Annotated in this window: 13 protein-coding genes and 1 tRNA gene; 8 read left to right on the top strand and 6 right to left on the bottom strand. The window is 47.2% G+C overall.

What is annotated here, in order from left to right; genetic code table 11:
• The first annotated feature begins 32 nt into the window (after positions 1 to 32).
• The 4 genes from BUB52_RS05670 to BUB52_RS05685 all read left to right on the top strand — a co-directional run bounded on the left by BUB52_RS05670 (position 33) and on the right by BUB52_RS05685 (position 5885).
• Positions 33 to 1049, top strand: a complete 1017-nt coding sequence (locus BUB52_RS05670; RefSeq protein WP_009121565.1) for a fimbrillin family protein — start codon at positions 33 to 35, stop codon at positions 1047 to 1049.
• Between the two features lie 44 nt (positions 1050 to 1093).
• Complete coding sequence (locus BUB52_RS05675; RefSeq protein WP_022219651.1) at positions 1094 to 1669, top strand: DUF3575 domain-containing protein; 576 nt, start codon at positions 1094 to 1096, stop codon at positions 1667 to 1669.
• Between the two features lie 75 nt (positions 1670 to 1744).
• Complete coding sequence (locus tag BUB52_RS05680; protein WP_039950522.1) at positions 1745 to 3988, top strand: hypothetical protein; 2244 nt, start codon at positions 1745 to 1747, stop codon at positions 3986 to 3988.
• 25 nt (positions 3989 to 4013) lie between these two features.
• The gene (locus tag BUB52_RS05685; protein WP_009121562.1) at positions 4014 to 5885 is read left to right on the top strand and encodes a hypothetical protein; all 1872 of its coding nucleotides are present in this window, start codon (positions 4014 to 4016) and stop codon (positions 5883 to 5885) included.
• Between the two features lie 20 nt (positions 5886 to 5905).
• On the opposite strand, the gene BUB52_RS05690 is transcribed toward BUB52_RS05685, so the two are convergent.
• On the bottom strand, positions 5906 to 6439 hold the full coding sequence (locus BUB52_RS05690) for a TlpA family protein disulfide reductase (protein ID WP_009121561.1): 534 nt from the start codon (positions 6437 to 6439) through the stop codon (positions 5906 to 5908).
• Between the two features lie 143 nt (positions 6440 to 6582).
• On the bottom strand, positions 6583 to 8016 hold the full coding sequence (gene aspA / locus BUB52_RS05695; RefSeq protein ID WP_009121560.1) for an aspartate ammonia-lyase: 1434 nt from the start codon (positions 8014 to 8016) through the stop codon (positions 6583 to 6585).
• A 338-nt stretch (positions 8017 to 8354) separates the two neighbouring features.
• On the opposite strand from aspA, the gene BUB52_RS05700 reads away from it, so the two are divergent.
• From BUB52_RS05700 to BUB52_RS05710, 3 genes are read left to right on the top strand one after another with little or no spacing between them, the layout of a single operon-like run.
• Complete coding sequence (locus BUB52_RS05700; protein WP_009121559.1) at positions 8355 to 9665, top strand: anaerobic C4-dicarboxylate transporter family protein; 1311 nt, start codon at positions 8355 to 8357, stop codon at positions 9663 to 9665.
• A gap of 44 nt (positions 9666 to 9709) precedes the next feature.
• Positions 9710 to 10771: an L-asparaginase 2 gene (gene ansB / locus BUB52_RS05705; RefSeq protein WP_009121558.1), complete on the top strand. Its 1062-nt coding sequence runs from the start codon at positions 9710 to 9712 to the stop codon at positions 10769 to 10771.
• A gap of 15 nt (positions 10772 to 10786) precedes the next feature.
• Positions 10787 to 11971, top strand: a complete 1185-nt coding sequence (locus BUB52_RS05710; RefSeq protein WP_039950595.1) for a porin — start codon at positions 10787 to 10789, stop codon at positions 11969 to 11971.
• A gap of 106 nt (positions 11972 to 12077) precedes the next feature.
• On the opposite strand, the gene BUB52_RS05715 is transcribed toward BUB52_RS05710, so the two are convergent.
• The 3 genes from BUB52_RS05715 to feoB form a co-directional block, all read right to left on the bottom strand.
• Positions 12078 to 12149 (bottom strand) — tRNA-Cys (locus tag BUB52_RS05715).
• 51 nt (positions 12150 to 12200) lie between these two features.
• A complete protein-coding gene (locus tag BUB52_RS15835; protein WP_009121556.1) occupies positions 12201 to 12416 on the bottom strand; it encodes a hypothetical protein in 216 nt (71 codons plus the stop codon).
• Positions 12413 to 14884: a ferrous iron transport protein B gene (feoB, locus tag BUB52_RS05725; RefSeq protein ID WP_039950594.1), complete on the bottom strand. Its 2472-nt coding sequence runs from the start codon at positions 14882 to 14884 to the stop codon at positions 12413 to 12415. The genes BUB52_RS15835 and feoB overlap by 4 nt, the downstream gene beginning before the upstream one ends.
• A 156-nt stretch (positions 14885 to 15040) precedes the next feature.
• Between feoB and tilS the strand changes: the two genes are divergently transcribed.
• Positions 15041 to 16312 (top strand): tRNA lysidine(34) synthetase TilS, encoded by a 1272-nt coding sequence (tilS, locus tag BUB52_RS05730; RefSeq protein ID WP_009121554.1) that lies wholly within the window; start codon positions 15041 to 15043, stop codon positions 16310 to 16312.
• A gap of 38 nt (positions 16313 to 16350) precedes the next feature.
• On the opposite strand, the gene BUB52_RS05735 is transcribed toward tilS, so the two are convergent.
• On the bottom strand, positions 16351 to 17184 hold the full coding sequence (locus BUB52_RS05735) for a 4Fe-4S binding protein (RefSeq protein WP_009121553.1): 834 nt from the start codon (positions 17182 to 17184) through the stop codon (positions 16351 to 16353).
• Positions 17185 to 17203 lie beyond the last annotated feature (19 nt).

Raw genomic sequence — 17203 nt, forward strand, 5'->3', positions numbered from 1 at the left:
AACGTACCCGCACGAAAAACAAAAACTGTGTAATGAGTAAAAAGAAAAACATATCGTACCTCTTCAGTCTCGCACTCCTGCTACTGGCAGGATGCGACGCCGATACTGCCACAGTCCCTCTTCCCTGCGAGGAGAAGGCTGTGGAAGTGCGGCTGAAAGCATCGGTATGCACCGTAGAGGCTACTGTCAGCCGGAATGTCATTGAAGGCACCGCCCTGAATACAGGAGATAAAATAGGCATGTTCCTCATGAGAGACAGTAATTTCAGCACCCCATACTTGCAGAATCTTCCATACCTGTATGCAGAGGACGGGCAACTGAATTTGCAGCCGGAAGGGACGAAAGTGTACTACCCCGCCCGGAAAGATACGCTCTACCTGTACGGTTACTATCCTTATACAACGGAAGCCGCCACAGACGGGCATGGCAAAGTATCCATTCCCGTCACCGCCGCTCTGGAAGCGAATGAAGCGACGGACTACCTTTACACCGGCGAAATAAAAGGCAGCAAGAAAGCGGCGGCAACCGCGGCAGGCATTCCCGTCTCCTTGAAACATGCCCTGGCACGGCTATGCCTCAACATATCCACCAATCGCCCCGAATATACCGCCGAATCATATCCCGTATTGCAAAGCATCGGCTTCACCACCCGTGAGGGACAAAAGGGAACCATGGATTTGCAGACAGGCGATATCACGTCCGACAGTCCGGACACAGGGACATCCGTCATCTCCGATTACCAGGACGAAGCAACCCCACCCGCCCTTATACCCGGAACGTCCGTCCTTCAAAAGGATTACCTGTTGCTGCCATACAAGCACGGCTCTACCGGAGCGCTCCGCCGGTTGGCGTTCAGCATAAAGGAACCCAACGGAACCGTGAAGGACATTGTTGTGTTCGACGAAGCCGATGCCGATGCAAACACTCCCCCGTCAATTGTACTGGAAGCAGGCAAAACCACTACGCTCAACATTATATATACGCAAAGCATGGCCGCCAAAGCTTCCGTAAACGATTGGGACAAGGGTACGGAACACACCTTTCAATAATGCGGAACTTACAACCATCAATAACCCAAACGATAAACACCGATATGCCGAAAACCCATCACCATACACTTCTTCCAAGCAGTATCTTCTTTCTGCTGATACTGTGCAGCGCTCCTGCCCTGCATGCCCAGCAACTGGCGGTAAAAACCAACGGACTGATGCTTGCCGCCATGGCTCCCAACATCGGCTGCGAATTCGTTGTAGGCGAACGGAGCAGTATCGACATCTCGGCTTTCGGCGCAATCAACATCTATGGCAACAAAGCCAAAATGATAGGACTTCTGCCCGAATACCGTTACTGGTTCAACGGACGCCCCATGACACGGGAGTTTGTAGGAATAGCCGCCCTCGGCGTTTCCTACGACATCACATGGGGAGAGCGTATCTATCAGGGTGATGCCGCCGGCGCCGGAATCACGTTCGGCTACGCGCTGAATCTGAGCAGACGCCTCAACGTAGAGTTTTACGGCGGATTCGGCGCCGTATACTTCAAGCAAAAACAATACTACAAAAACGACAACATAGCAGACTACACCGACGGAACGGCACAAGCCAACGCCAACGGTTACAAACTATTGCCTATCAAGATAGGTGTCTCTGTGTCCTATATCTTCAAATAAAGAACAACCGCCATGAAACATTTCATCATAACATCAGCCGTTTGTCTTGCTATGGTTTCATTTTCCGCATCAATCATGGCGCAGCAAATCTCCATCGTGTCCGGCAAAGTGCTGAACCTGCCCGAAGGCGAAAAGAAACCGAGGCCTTTCCCCATGGGCGAAACCGTACGTATCTTCGCTTTCAACACCGTAGCCTCCGCGCGCGATGCTCTGAAAGCGCTCGAAACCGGCGGTGGCGGGACACTGCTCTTCGATGCCGACGCCGTGGCAGGCGCCGACGGGTACTACGAAATACGCGTGGCGGAAAACGGCGCGCTTATCTTTAACGTACAAATGAAGAACGAACTGCGCGAGGTAAACTACAAGCAGGAGATTAATGCCAACATCGACGGCGGCATCGCCCTTGAGGAAGTGGAAGTCGTGGCTGAGAACCCGAATCCGCAGCCCCGCCCCGTAGCCGGGAAAATAGTGGGAAACAAGCTGATTGTAAACAACTCGGTAGCTATTCCCAGCAATTACGGCGCTCCCAACCGCCGGCTCATCATGCAGCCTTACATCATGGACTGTACCACCGAAGAGGTGGTGAGCTACATGGACCCCACCGTCATGGATGGCCCCGAATACGGACTGACGCAAGACCGCCGCATGGCCTACGACATAAAGAACGACAAACTGGCGCCCTTCATCAATACCCGCCGCCAGCTGGATGCCACGCGCTTCAATCTGGACATTAACGACTCAGTGCCCGTGCCCGACCCCAGACGCATTTACAGCGTATTGTCCAAAGTTATTATAGCCGATTATACCCACTCCACTTACGAAGCGGAATGGAAAATGACTACCTGCAAAATAAAACGCCCTTTGCAGTTTCTGGAGTTCTCATTCCCCGATTTCGAATTAGACCCCGATAAATACAAAGAAACGCCCCGACGCGAACGCCGGAATACGGCGGGCAATATCTCGCTGACATTCCTCGTAGGCAAGGCCGAACTGGATCCGGCGGACTCTGCCAACGTGGTGCAGATGAATAAATTGCAGGAAGACCTGATGGGCATCGTCAACGGCGAGGGCACCACGCTGAAAGAATTTAAGATTACCGGCGTATCGTCTCCCGAAGGACGCTATGCCGGCAATCTGGCGCTCGCCAAACAACGAACGGCTTTCGCTCTCCAAAAAATCACTTCGGTAATACCTGCCGCCAAATGGAGCCGGGTGTATAAGCATCCCACGGAAACGCGTGTCGCCACCTGGAATGAGGTAGCCTGCTTGCTGGAGCGGGACAGCCTCACCGCGGAAGCGCGGGAGATAAGGGAAATCACCGGGAAATACAAGAACCCCGATGCGCAATTTGCCGCCGTATCACGCCTGCCCTATTACTCCACCGTCATTAAAGAGCGGCTACCCAAGCTACGTACCGTACAGTACGAATACAAACATGAAATATTCCGTGAGCTGAACCCGGACGAAATATTGGACAAATACTTGCACGACCCGCAATATGCCGACGGCAAGAAGTCATTCACACGCTACGAGTACTGGCATTTGTTCCAAATGATAAAAGAGCCGAAAGAAGCGGAAAAGCTCTATCGGCGCGCTTACAGGGAGACAATGGCATACGACGCGAAAGGGAAAGAAAAGCCGTGGATTCTGGCGGCCAACAACCTTGCCATAGCGCTGTTGCGCAGGGATACTTTCGATGTAGAGATACTGAAACCCCTGATTGACCTCAAACGAAAAGTGAACATGGTGGATTCGTTCAACGACGGCATCAGCATAACGAAGACCGAAGTAAACCCCGAAACAATCGTCGCCAACCAGCTCGCGATGTACATACGCGCCTATAACTTTGAAGAGGCCAGCATCCTTGCCGACAAGCTTCCCGACACCGAGCGTTTCCAGATGATAAAGGCGTTTGCCAACTGTCTGGGCGGCTACTACGACTACCGGGGCGCAGCCACCGTGAAAGAGGGTGAGGAACGCAAAAAGGTATTCAAAGCAGTGAAAGAGTCGTCACCGCTCAATAATATCGTAATGTGCATGGCCATGGAAACGGACAATTACAATAAAGAAGCGGAGAAAGCATTGGACGCGCTGCCCGAAACGGCCATGACAAAGTACATGAAGCTGGTGATTTACATCCGGGAAAAGAAACTGTATGAATGGAGCTACGATAACGCCCTGGATTTTGATGAAGCCTGCAAGAAACTGGAAGAAATCGTCAAACTGGATGAGAAATACTACAAAATAGCCGTTAATGACGGCGAAATCAGTAAAGAGTTTATGGAATATTACGACCAGGGTGACTGGAAACTTTATTAAACGGATATAGAGAGAGCTGAAAACCATGAAGAAGCTACCGATAATATTGATTGTATTGAGCATAACGATACCCGCCGCCTTTGCCCAGCAGCAAGGCAGCGACAATTCTCCCCGAACAGCGCATCCTAAAGATACGGTCAGCACAGGATTCGACGCTACCCGGCAGATGTTCCAAAAACGTTACCAGCATCCGGACGCCGTTCCCTTCGATACGTTATGGAAGAACAATGTGTATATCTCCTTATTCGGCGGTATGGATAAAATGATTCCGCGCGGAAACACGGATTTCAATACAGGCCCTGCGGGCGGTATTGCCGCCAGCTGGCAGTTCGCTCCCGCGCATGCCCTGCGGGCTTCATTGCTCGCCGGCAACTTTTCCCGCAAAATAGATAACGAAACCTTAATGCGCTTCGGGTTGCAAGCGGACTATCTGTTAAACGTATCGTCCTACGTCAACGGCTATAATCCCGGACGTATCTTCGAGTTCCTGACCGTAGCGGGAGTCGGTTATCAACTGTCCTCGCTGGCCGGCAGGACGGAGCATGTGGCCGACCTGCACTTAGGTTTTCAGTTGAAGCTGCACCCTACCGCGCATGTGGACTTTTATCTGGAACCGCGCTTCACCATTATGAGTGACGGCATAGACCACTCTTTTCAAAAGAACTGGCATAAATACGATATGACCTACGGCGCGACAGTGGGCATGAACTACCGCCTGAAAGCATGGAAGCCTTTCGGCAAAATACGCATATTGGAAGGAAACCGCTTTTTGGACAATACCTTTGTCAGCGTTGCCGCAGGCGGACAGTTACAAGCTTCCCGCCTGACAAGCGAAATAGGATTGGTGAACTCCGTCGGGCCGCACATCAGCCTGTCCGCCGGCAAATGGCTGATACCCGCATTCGGCTTGCGACTATCGGCATTCAAATCCTCCGATACCTGGCACAAAAAAGTAACCGCTTCTTCGGCAAATTCCGCCGGTGAAGAATTCTATGAGATGTCCGCATACGCGGGGGGACGTCTGGAAGGTATGCTGGACGCCACGTATTTCTTTAACGGCCGGCAGATGAATCCCAAGTTTTCCGTCAATGTACTGGCCGGCGGTGAGTTGGGATATATCTTGAAGGAGAACGGTTATCGCCCCGCGAAAGGCGGATATACGGGCTTTACAGGTGGGGTGCAACTTAAATACAAGCTCTTTGGGGATGTCTCTTTGTTTGTGGAACCACGTACCAGCCTGGCATCGTATTCATTAAAGACCAGCGAAAAAGAAGAAGGAAGATATGTGGCCAAAAAGTTCACAGACAATCTGTACAGTATCAATGTAGGTATCGAGATACGGCGTGCCGACGAGGAGAACCGTATGGCACGCTCTTTGAACCGGGAACTGTTTCGACCTTCTTTCTTCGTGAGCGGCGCAATAGGTTTCTCCACTCCCATACAGATGAAGCGGTATGAACTGAAACGCTACTTTGACTATCAGGCCATGATAAACGCGGGACGCATCTTTACTCCGCTATCGTCGCTCCGCTTAGGAGCGGACTACACGCCTCTTTCCACAGACCTGAAAGGGGAAAACGTGAAATATGATATGGCAAGCGGAAGCCTTGACTATATGCTGAATCTTACCAACCTGATGACAGGATACGACCCTGAACGCAAATACGACATACAGCTATTTGCCGGAGTAGTGGCATCCGTGCGGATGCAGCATGAAAGCCGTTTCTTTATCGGTGGAGAAGCGGGACTGCACACCTCTTATCGAGTGAGCCGCCGCTTCAAAGTATTCCTCGAACCCAAAATCCGCATTTACGGAAAGGAACTGTTGATGCAGGATAACGTGCAGGGAAGCGACATCATGATGTCGCTAAATGCCGGCACAAGCTTTTCTTTCTAAAACCGGAAGCCGGAAGAAAGCTATTTCAGAAGTTCATCAATCTTCCTGACCAGAGAGGAGAACTCCTCAGGATTGTAAAGACGGGTAAGCATCACGATGCGCCCTTCTTTATCAATCAGCACATTACGGGTGATACCAGCCTGACGTAACGCATATTTGGCAAAAATATCAGCGCCCGGATCCAGTCCCAAGGGATAGGTAACACCCGTGGACTTGCCAAAAGCGATGACTTTATTCAACGGTTCGTCACGGTCGATCCCCATTAACATGAAGTCCGGATCGGACTTATGCTTCTGCCATATATCTTTTTCGATAAAAGGCATTTCTTTACGGCATACGCCGCACCAACTGGCAGTGAATTGCAACATCACCACCTTGCCACGGAAATCGGAAAGTTTAACGGTTTTGCCGTCCGTCAGCGTTACGGTAAAATCGGGAGCCGTCTGCCCCACTTTCACAATATAACCGGTACTGTCCGCTTTTGCTTCCTGTGCCACAGCCGCTATGCCGCATAATGCAAACAGGCCGAGCAGCCATAATCTGAGTTGCTTCATCTTCTTCGCTTTTTAAGTATTCATAAACAAATTTCCTGTCGCAAAAGAAGCTAATTAGCCATAAGAAAACAAATAGAGCATAAACTCTTTGCGAATATTTAACGCAGGCTGCTCCGGAACCTTATGCTCCGGAGCGCCATCCTTTAAATATTAGGTTTGATATCCAACTTCACAGGCTTAATCATGTTTTCCGGCTTCAGGATGGTATCCAAATCCTCTTTGGAAAGTATGTTGTGTTCCAATACCAGTTCATAAACGCCTTTTCCCGTTTCGAGGGCTTCTTTGGCTATCTTGGTGGAGTTCTTATAACCGATAACCGGATTCAGCGCGGTCACCACGCCGATACTATCGTGTACATAGCTGCGGCATACTTCCTCGTTAGCGGTGATTCCGTCGATACAGAGAGTACGCAAGGTATCGAATCCGTTCATCAGCAAATCAGCCGACTCAAAGCAACATTGCGCCATAACAGGCTCCATCGCATTCAGTTCCATCTGCGCGGCTTCACCGCTCATGGCTACACAAAGGTCATTGCCTATTACTTTGTAATCTATCTGGTTCATCACTTCGGGGATAACGGGGTTTACCTTGCCCGGCATTATAGAGGAACCCGGCTGCATGGCAGGAAGATTGATTTCTCCCAGTCCGCAACGCGGCCCGGATGCGAGCAGACGAAGGTCGTTGCATATCTTGTTCATCTTCACCGCCACTCTCCGCATCGCCGAAGAATAACCTACAAGACAAGAAGTATCCGAAGTAGCCCCCACCAAATCAGCGGATAGCTTAACTTCCCATCCGGTAATCTTCCGCAAAGCCTTTACACACCGCTCCGCATATTCCGGCTCTGCCGTAATGCCCGTACCGATGGCGGTAGCTCCCATATTGACAGTGAGGAATTCTTCTGCCGCAAAGTTCAGGTTCTTTATCTCATCGCGTAAGATACTGGCAAAGCCATTGAACGTTTGTCCGAGTGTCATAGGTACAGCGTCTTCCAACTGCGTACGTCCCATTTTAATGATATGCCTGAACTCTTCTGCCTTGCGCTGGAACGCATCGATTAACTCCTCAAAGTGTTTCACCAGCTTGAGATGTGTATAGTACATTCCTATATGTATAGCGGTAGGATAAGCGTCATTGGTAGACTGTGAGCGATTGACGTGGTCGTTCGGCGAACAATATTGATATTCACCGCGTTTATGCCCCAGGATTTCAAGAGCGCGATTGGCGATTACCTCATTGGCGTTCATGTTGGTAGTGGTTCCGGCTCCGCCCTGAATCATATCTACCGGGAACTGTTCATGATGCTTGCCTTCAAGTATTTCCTTACAAGCTTCAAGAATAGCATCCGCCTGTTGTTCGGTAAGCAAGCCAAGCTCGAAGTTGGCAACAGCCGCTCCCATTTTAGTGATAGCAAGAGCATTGATGAACAAAGGGTATTCATTCAGATGAAATTTACTGATACGAAAGTTTTCGATACCTCTGAGGGTTTGTACTCCATACATGGCAGTTTCCGGTATTTCACGGCTGCCGATCAAATCACTTTCTGTGCGAGTTTTTTTTGATAGTTCTTCTTTCATAATATATATTTATTAACCATTTCTATAAGCGGTTACCAAAGAATAACCAAAGATAGCATAAAATGTTTTGTAAATGCTATGCCTTATTATTAAGTTAACAAACTTTAATCACAAGTGAATATCACACATAATTCTATACTTAATATGACAAATTGTAAACCATAAGAATAAATCAGAAGTTTATCCATGTTTGGTTAATATATGTTTTATTTAGAAAATATAAAGTAATACAGGCAACACATTTACCCCCTTTTCTTGTTATATAAAAGATATTTTCAGAAATTAGCCAATATTAAAGAAACGGAACAGCCTTTATTTAATTTTTAAATAACAAGTATATGATCTTACAATTATTATTTGTACTGACCGCTATTATCATAGGTGCGCGTTTAGGCGGCATAGGTCTTGGAGTAATGGGCGGTGTAGGCTTAGGTATATTGACTTTTGTATTTGGCTTACAACCTACCGCGCCACCAATCGACGTAATGTTGATGATTGCCGCCGTTATTTCCGCGGCTTCCTGTATGCAAGCGGCCGGCGGACTTGACTATATGGTAAAATTGGCGGAAAAGCTGCTACGCAAAAATCCGTCACAGGTTACTATCCTCAGTCCTATCGTAACTTATTTATTTACTTTCGTAGCAGGAACAGGACACGTTGCTTACTCTGTCCTTCCCGTCATAGCCGAAGTTGCGACAGAAACCAAAATCAGACCCGAGCGTCCGTTGGGTATTGCGGTTATCGCTTCACAGCAAGCCATCACGGCAAGTCCTATTTCGGCAGCCACGGTGGCACTGCTTGGCCTGCTCGCCGGATTCGACATCACTTTATTCGATATACTCAAAATAACGATTCCTGCGACGATTCTCGGCGTGCTGGTAGGAGCATTGTGCTCCATGCGTGTGGGAAAAGAACTGATTGACGACCCTGAGTATCAAAAACGCATGGCAGAGGGATACTTCGATGGCAGAAAGGTGAAGATTGATGACGTAAAAAACAAACGCCACGCCATGATTTCGGTACTTATATTCATCCTCGCTACCGCATTCATTGTTCTTTTCGGTTCGTTTGAGGGTATGCGCCCTTCTTTCCTGATTGATGGAAAAACAGTCACTTTAGGCATGTCAGCCATTATCGAAATCATCATGCTTACGGCAGCCGCCCTTATTCTGTTGGTTACCAAAACCGACGGAATAAAAGCGACACAGGGTTCTGTTTTTCCCGCCGGAATGCAGGCCGTAATCGCTATTTTCGGTATTGCCTGGATGGGCGATACTTTCTTGAATGGCAATATGGCGCAACTGACCGCCTCTATTGAAGGAATCGTGCGCCAGATGCCCTGGTTGTTCGGTATCGCTTTATTCGTTATGTCCATCTTGTTGTACAGCCAGGCAGCCACGGTACGCGCTTTAGTACCGCTGGGCATCGCTTTGGGCATATCGCCATATATGCTGATAGCCATGTTCCCTGCCGTAAACGGATATTTCTTCATACCGAACTATCCTACCGTAGTCGCGGCTATCAACTTTGACCGCACAGGAACAACACGCATCGGCAAGTATATACTTAATCACTCCTTTATGATGCCCGGTATTGTCTCTACGGTAGTTGCCATAGCGCTGGGATTGTTATTCATACAAATATTCTGAGATATTATACTTCAACCTATTTTTTAATTTAAACAATGTAAGTTATGAAAAAATTAGCAAGACTTAGTATGGTAGCCGTTATGCTACTGTTTTCTGCAGCAATGGCTTTCGCTCAACAAAAGCCTAATATTCATATCCTTGCCACCGGTGGAACCATCGCCGGAACCGGAGCGTCTGCAACCGCCACCAACTATACTGCCGGACAGGTGGCTATCGGCACTTTGCTTGATGCCGTACCCGAACTGAAGAATATAGCTAACGTAACAGGTGAACAAATCGTCAAGATAGGCTCACAGGATATGAACGATGATGTTTGGCTGATTCTTGCAAAGAAGATTAACCAGCTTTTGAAACGCTCCGATATTGACGGTATCGTCATTACTCACGGAACCGATACAATGGAAGAAACGGCATATTTCCTCAATCTGACGGTCAAGAGCGACAAACCGGTCGTTTTAGTCGGAGCAATGCGCCCATCCACCGCCATCAGCGCCGACGGACCTCTCAACTTATACAATGCCGTTGTTGTGGCCGGAGCTAAAGAATCCAAAGGTAAAGGCGTTTTAGTGGCAATGAACGGAAGCGTACTTGGCGCCGCAAGTGTATTGAAGATGAATACCGTTGACGTACAAACATTCCAAGCTCCCAACGCAGGTGCACTCGGTTATGTTTTGAACGGTAAGGTTACCTATAATATGTCGTCCGTAAAGAAGCATACCACCCACTCCGTATTTGATGTTACCGATTTGAACTCACTTCCCAAAGTAGGAATCGTTTATAGCTATTCGAATATCGAAGCCGATATGGTTACTCCGATGCTGAGCAACGGCTATAAGGGTATCATTCATGCAGGAGTAGGCAATGGAAACATCCATAAGAATATATTCCCCGTATTAATGGATGCACGCAAGAAGGGTATTCTTGTTGTCCGTTCATCAAGAGTACCGACAGGTCCCACTTCTCTTGATGCGGAAGTAAACGATGCGCAGTATCAGTTTGTCGCATCACAGGAGTTAAATCCTCAGAAATCACGTGTTCTGCTAATGCTTGCATTGACCAAGACCAACGACTGGAAACAGATTCAAGAATACTTCAACGAATACTAAAAACAGATGGACATGATAAAGAAACTAACATTTATACTCCTGATAGCGGGCTGCGCACAAGGCATGTACGCTCAGAACACGGAGAAGAGTGAGAAGTTCCTTGAGAATAAAACTCTGTTTGAAGAACTTACCAACGTAAAGAAAAAACAGGATAAGTTCAACTTATTTCTCAATATGCAAGGCAGTTTCGATGCAAACTTCCACGACGGCTTTGAAGAAGGGGCTTTCAAAATGAGGCAACTTCGCATTGAAGCCAAAGGAAACATCAACAACTGGCTTTCATATCGGTACAGACAGCGTCTGAACCGTTCGAATGACAGCAGCGGAAACATCGACAATCTTCCTACCTCCATCGACATTGCCGGAATCGGTGTGAAACTCGGAAAAGGTTTTTCTATCTTTGCCGGTAAACAATGTGCCGCATACGGCGGTATTGAGTTCGACCTGAATCCTATCGAAATATACGAGTATAGCGATATGATTGAGAACATGAGCAACTTCATGACCGGTTTGAATATCGGATATGACATCAACTCCAACCAGCAGTTGAACCTGCAAATCCTGGACAGCCGTAATGGTTCTTTCAGCAAAACATACGGAGTTGAAACCGAAGATGGAGAGCTCCCTACAATAGAATCGGGCAAACTTCCGCTTGTGTATACCCTGAACTGGAACGGTAATTTCAATGACGTATTCAAAACACGTTGGTCTGCTTCCGTTATGAATGAGGCTAAAGACAGGAATATGTATTATTACGCATTCGGTAATGAATTAAACTTGAACAAGTTCAATATGTTTCTCGACTTCATGTATTCAAGAGAAAGTATTGACCGTAAAGGAATCATGACGGGAATTACAGGCAGCATGGAAGGTCACAACGCTTCCGATGCCGGGTATTTTTCAATGGTAACCAAGTTGAACTATCGCTTCCTGCCCAAATGGAATGCTTTTGTAAAAGGAATGTACGAAACAGCATCTCTTACCAAGCAACAAGGAGATTTAGAGAAAGGCAAATACCGTACTGCATGGGGCTACTTTGCCGGTGTGGAGTTCTATCCCATGGATACAAACTTACACTTCTTCCTTACTTACGTAGGACGCTCCTATGATTTCACAGCTCGCGCCAAAGCGCTTGGACAAGAGAATTATTCCACCAACAGGGTATCGGTAGGATTCATCTATCAGTTACCGATGTTCTAAATATCTTCTTATAATATAAAATAGCCGGCATAACTTTATGTCGGCTATTTTATATTATAAGAAAAACTCCGAAATATCACATTCGGATATTTCGGAGTCTTCTTTGAGGTTCCTGGCGGATTCGAACCGCCGTACACGGTTTTGCAGACCGCTGACTAAGCCACTCATCCAAGGAACCAATCTTTCTCGTTTGCGGATGCAAAGGTAGTACATTTTTTGGAACTACCAACTATCCGCAACAATTTTTCTTTATTTCTTTTCTCTCATCACTGCACTCGGAACGTTTCTTCTCGTACAACCGCTTTAATTCACAGCCAGTTGCACAATTCTCACAAGGATTACGTTTTTCCTTCACTTTACGAAAAAAAAGATAAACACTCTGCCCTATACGGACAATGCACAACAACAAGATGAGAGCTACCGCCCAATTCTGCCAATTATTCATCCAAATAATCCTCCTATCTGATAAATGGCAAAGGACACTACCCATGCGAGTGCAGTAGTGTACACTGCCGTAAACAAAGCCCACTTCCAACTGCCCGACTCTCCCTTAATGGCCGCCAACGTAGCAATACATGGAAAATATATCAACACAAACACCATATAGCCAAAGGCTACCAACGGCGTAATCGGAATACGTTCGCCCAAGCTCACAGCATCAGCTTCGGCATCATCCGCATATAGCACTCCCAGCGTACTCACCACCAATTCCTTGGCTCCTACTCCGGAAAGAATACCGATACCTAACTTCCAGTCAAAGCCCAACGGCTCTATCACAGGCTCTACAGCCTTACCTATCCTGCCGATATAAGAATTTTCCTGCTGTTCCGCCACATCCTGATATGCATCATGATTCGGATAATACCCCAATGCCCATATCACAACTGAAGCCACCATAATAATACCGCCCATTTTGCGCAGATACTGCGCGCCTTTTTCCCATGTATGACGGAAAATGGACTTGGACGTCGGTATACGGTAAGGGGGAAGTTCCATTACAAACGGCGTATCGTCTCCTTTCACCAGAAAACGGCAGAAAAGCCGCGCCATAACTACCGCCAGCAAAATTCCGATGGCATAGATTGCTAACAACACCAAACTGGCATTGTTCGGAAAAAACGCCCCTACCAACAGTAAATAAATAGGCAGGCGTGCACTGCACGACATCAGCGGATTAATGAGCATGGTTACCAACCGGCTCTTTCGGTTTTCGATGGTACGCGAGGCCATAATAGCCGGCACATTACAACCGAATCCCATAATCAGAGGAATAAAAGATTTGCCATGCAGCCCCATTTTATGCATTATCTTATCCATAATGAAAGCCGCACGCGCCATATATCCGGAATCCTCCATTAACGATATAAAGAAATATAAAATCAAGATATTAGGCAAGAAGACAATCACCCCGCCTACACCGCCGATAATACCATCGACCAACAAATCTTTCAACGGACCTTCAGACATATTATCACGCACCAAATCTCCCAATGCTCCAACCAGCCATTCAATACCTTGCATGGGATAATCTCCCAGTATGAATGTTCCTTCAAACATCAGATACAAGAACAGGAAAAAGATAGGGTATCCCCATACACGATGTGTCACGATGGAGTCTATCACGCGTGTCGTACGTGCCGTATCCTCATGATTGTCCACATAAGTTTCACGCAGAGCACCGGAGATAAAACCATATTTGGCATCCGTAATGGCTTGCTCGCTATCCTCGTTTATCGCATTGCGCAGACGTTGCTCCTCACGATTGCGGACTTCAAGAATCTCTTTTCCATTAGGAAACTCCTCTACCGTACCCTCTAAGTCATCATCATTTTCCAGCAGTTTGATGGCCAAAAAACGGGTAGAATATTTATAGCGTATGTTCTCGTTGACACTGATAACCCGTTTCACCTCCTCAATACTCCGCTCCAGTTCCGGTCCGTGATTAATGTGGATGTGGCGATAAAAGCCCACCGGATGCTCCTTTTCCTCTTTATGAGTACCAAAGTCATGGTCGGGTACATATTCCTTATGCCAGTTACGCAGGTCATTCAAAATTTCGGCACGCACCTTGCCTTTCTTATCCAGGAAGTCACCGCCTTCATAAATATCGATGATAACATGGAACAGTTGTTCAATCCCTTTTCCGGTACGGCTGATAGTAGGCAGCATCGGCACGCCGAACAGCTGGCCGAGTTTTACATAATCCAACGTATTTCCGCTCGCTTCCAGCTCATCGTACATATTGAGCGCAATAACCATACGTACATTCATGTCAATCAGCTGGGTAGTGAGATACAGGTTACGCTCCAAATTGGAAGAGTCCACTACATTGATAATGATGTCCGGAGTTTCGTTGATAATGTGGTGGCGGACATAAATTTCTTCGGGAGAATAAGCAGAAAGCGAATAAGTGCCCGGCAAGTCTACGATGCGAAAGTGATAACCCTGAAAGTCGAAATAACCTTCTTTGGCATCTACGGTGACACCGCTGTAATTTCCCACGTGCTCATGCGAGCCCGAGGCTATATTGAAAAGAGATGTTTTACCGCAGTTGGGATTTCCTACCAAAGCCACATTGATGGTACGACGCTTTCCCAAAGCAATGCGTTTCAGTTCTTCTTCTCCCAAACGCATATCTTCGCTCAGCCCTTTGTGATAATCGAGTTGCACGGCTTCCCGGCACATTTCCTTTTCACCGACGATTTCAATCATCTCGGCTTCCTGGCGCCGCAAGGAAATTTCGTATCCCATTACCTTATACTTAATAGGATCTTTCAGAGGAGCATTCAGCAACACCTCTACGGTTTTTCCCTTGATAAAACCCATTTCTACAATTCGCTTACGGAAACCGCCGTGTCCCAGCACTTTAACGATTACACCTTTTTCACCGGTTTTTAATTCGGATAAACGCATAGTCTTTCTGCCTTTCTTTATTTTTGCCGCAAAGATAAAAGATAAGTTCATACAGCACAAATAATTTAGAATGTTTTTAAATAAGAGACATAAAGGAAAACAACGTTTCTGCACAGAAATAATAAAATTCAAGAAGAAACATGTATATTTGCCCCTATGGAAAAGGAAAGAGTAGCACGATATATCAGCCAGAAAAAGTTTTTCATGCCTGCGGACAAAATACTCGTCGCCCTAAGCGGCGGTGCAGACTCCGTTGCTCTATTGTGCTTACTGCAAACGTTGGGTTATGAATGCGAAGCCGCACATTGCAATTTCCACCTTCGCGGTGAAGAATCCGACAGAGATGAAACATTTGTCCGCCAATTATGCGCGAAGCGCCAAGTTCCGCTACACATCGTCCACTTCGATACTTTACGTACCGCCGAAGAACGACACATCTCCATCGAAATGGCGGCAAGGGAGCTGCGTTACGAATGGTTCGAGAAAATACGGACAAAAAGTAATGCCAACGTTATCGCCGTAGCTCACCATCAGGACGACAGTGTGGAAACCCTTCTGCTGAATTTAATCCGTGGCACAGGTATCAACGGACTACGGGGAATACGCCCCAAGAACGGACACATCGTACGCCCCTTACTCTGCCTGGACCGTAACGAAATCATCAACTACCTGAACCGTATAGGACAAGATTACGTAACGGACAGCACCAATCTGCAAGACGAATATACCCGCAATAAAATACGCCTAAACCTGCTGCCGATGATGCAGGAAATCAATCCGTCCGTCAAAGAAAGTATTCTCAACACCGCCGAACATCTGAACGAAGCGTCCGCCATATATAAAAAAGGAATAGAAGAAGGAATACAACGGGTACGGACAGCAAAGGGAATACACATCGGTGCCCTGATGCATGAACCCGCCCCCAAAACATTATTGTTTGAAATCTTATATCCGCTCGGCTTCAATGCAACTCAAGTTGAAGATATATGCCGGGCGTTGGAAGGACAACCGGGAAAAGTTTTCACCTCAGGGCATTGGCGTGTAGTGAAAGACCGTGAATATCTGCTGATTGAAACCTGTCAGCAAGCCACACAACCCACTTTAACCATGGAAGAGCGTATTCTTACCCCGGACTTCATCATTCCCCGAGACAAAACAGTCGCCTGCTTCGATGCGGATAAACTCATGCTTCCCCTATCTCTGCGGCTTTGGCAGAAAGGAGACTATTTTATCCCGTTCGGTATGAAAGGCAGAAAAAAAATAAGCGACTACATGACCGACCGCAAATTCTCCCTCCTCCGCAAAGAGCAGCAATGGGTATTATGTTGCGGCAACGACATTATCTGGCTGGTAGGCGAAAGAACAGACAACAGATTCCGGATAGACGAAAACACCCGGAAAGCGTTAATCATAAAAGTGACTGCTTAATCCGCACGCTTAAGAAAACAAATACAATCCGCCTGAAGCTACAAGATAATCCTGTCTTCTTTCTGTCTTTTAAAACAGTCGGCAAGCAAAGCTGCAAACGGCGTATCGAAAGTACGGGCTTTTTGCGGACAGCCCTTTACACAAGCGCAGCAACGAATACACTTTTCCGCATCAGTATTGCACTCATCACCTTTCGCAATAGCACCTGCCGGACAATGTGCCGCACAATACCCGCAGTGATTACAAAGCTCCGCATCGACTGCCGGAATACGGGGCGTAGGCACACCGCTTTTACGCAGCTTCACCACCTTCCGCAAAAAACGGAATAACAGGAAAAACGCCTGACGGGGACGTTGAATACGACTCACATCGACAGCGTATAACTTATCCATATCGACAGCCGCTTCTATTTTAGTCCTTATTTTAGCGCCGAAAGCTTCCGCAAACCGCAAATCATCCGCATCCGGCCGCCCCACAGCTATGGGATTTTGCTCCGTACTATACGAATGTTCGCCTACAAACGTAGCACCGGCAATCACTTTAAATCCCCTTTCCGATGCAAATGCGTCCAGTTCTGCCAATGCTTTTTCATAGGCACGATTACCATATACGACCACCAGCACCGACGGAGCGCCGGAAGTATGAATGTCTTTCATCCGCTCCAATGCCAAAGGCGCCACTTTTCCGCCATATACAGGAACTGTAATCACTGTCAAGGTATTTTCGGGAATTTCAAGCTTACCCACCGGACGCAACGTCAAGTCAGTTTTTGTGATTTCGGAAATGCTTGTACCGCGAACAATTGCCTCGCCTACTTGTTTAGAGGTATGGGTAGGTGAGAAAGTAATCAAATGGACTGCGTATATATTCATAAATCTATTTCTTGATAAT

The organism is Bacteroides clarus YIT 12056 (genome assembly GCF_900129655.1).
GTDB classification, from domain to species: Bacteria; Bacteroidota; Bacteroidia; order Bacteroidales; family Bacteroidaceae; genus Bacteroides; species Bacteroides clarus.

What these genes read in the sequence shown, in the direction of transcription:
- ansB (WP_009121558.1), top strand. Translation starts at nt 9,710, where the DNA reads ATGAAAAAATTAGCAAGACTTAGTATGGTAGCCGTTATGCTACTGTTT.
- BUB52_RS15835 (WP_009121556.1), bottom strand. Translation starts at nt 12,416, where the DNA reads ATGAATAATTGGCAGAATTGGGCGGTAGCTCTCATCTTGTTGTTGTGC.
- BUB52_RS05685 (WP_009121562.1), top strand. Translation starts at nt 4,014, where the DNA reads ATGAAGAAGCTACCGATAATATTGATTGTATTGAGCATAACGATACCC.
- BUB52_RS05670 (WP_009121565.1), top strand. Translation starts at nt 33, where the DNA reads ATGAGTAAAAAGAAAAACATATCGTACCTCTTCAGTCTCGCACTCCTG.
- BUB52_RS05690 (WP_009121561.1), bottom strand. Translation starts at nt 6,439, where the DNA reads ATGAAGCAACTCAGATTATGGCTGCTCGGCCTGTTTGCATTATGCGGC.
- aspA (WP_009121560.1), bottom strand. Translation starts at nt 8,016, where the DNA reads ATGAAAGAAGAACTATCAAAAAAAACTCGCACAGAAAGTGATTTGATC.
- BUB52_RS05680 (WP_039950522.1), top strand. Translation starts at nt 1,745, where the DNA reads ATGGCGCAGCAAATCTCCATCGTGTCCGGCAAAGTGCTGAACCTGCCC.
- BUB52_RS05675 (WP_022219651.1), top strand. Translation starts at nt 1,094, where the DNA reads ATGCCGAAAACCCATCACCATACACTTCTTCCAAGCAGTATCTTCTTT.
- BUB52_RS05735 (WP_009121553.1), bottom strand. Translation starts at nt 17,184, where the DNA reads ATGAATATATACGCAGTCCATTTGATTACTTTCTCACCTACCCATACC.
- BUB52_RS05700 (WP_009121559.1), top strand. Translation starts at nt 8,355, where the DNA reads ATGATCTTACAATTATTATTTGTACTGACCGCTATTATCATAGGTGCG.
- tilS (WP_009121554.1), top strand. Translation starts at nt 15,041, where the DNA reads ATGGAAAAGGAAAGAGTAGCACGATATATCAGCCAGAAAAAGTTTTTC.
- feoB (WP_039950594.1), bottom strand. Translation starts at nt 14,884, where the DNA reads ATGCGTTTATCCGAATTAAAAACCGGTGAAAAAGGTGTAATCGTTAAA.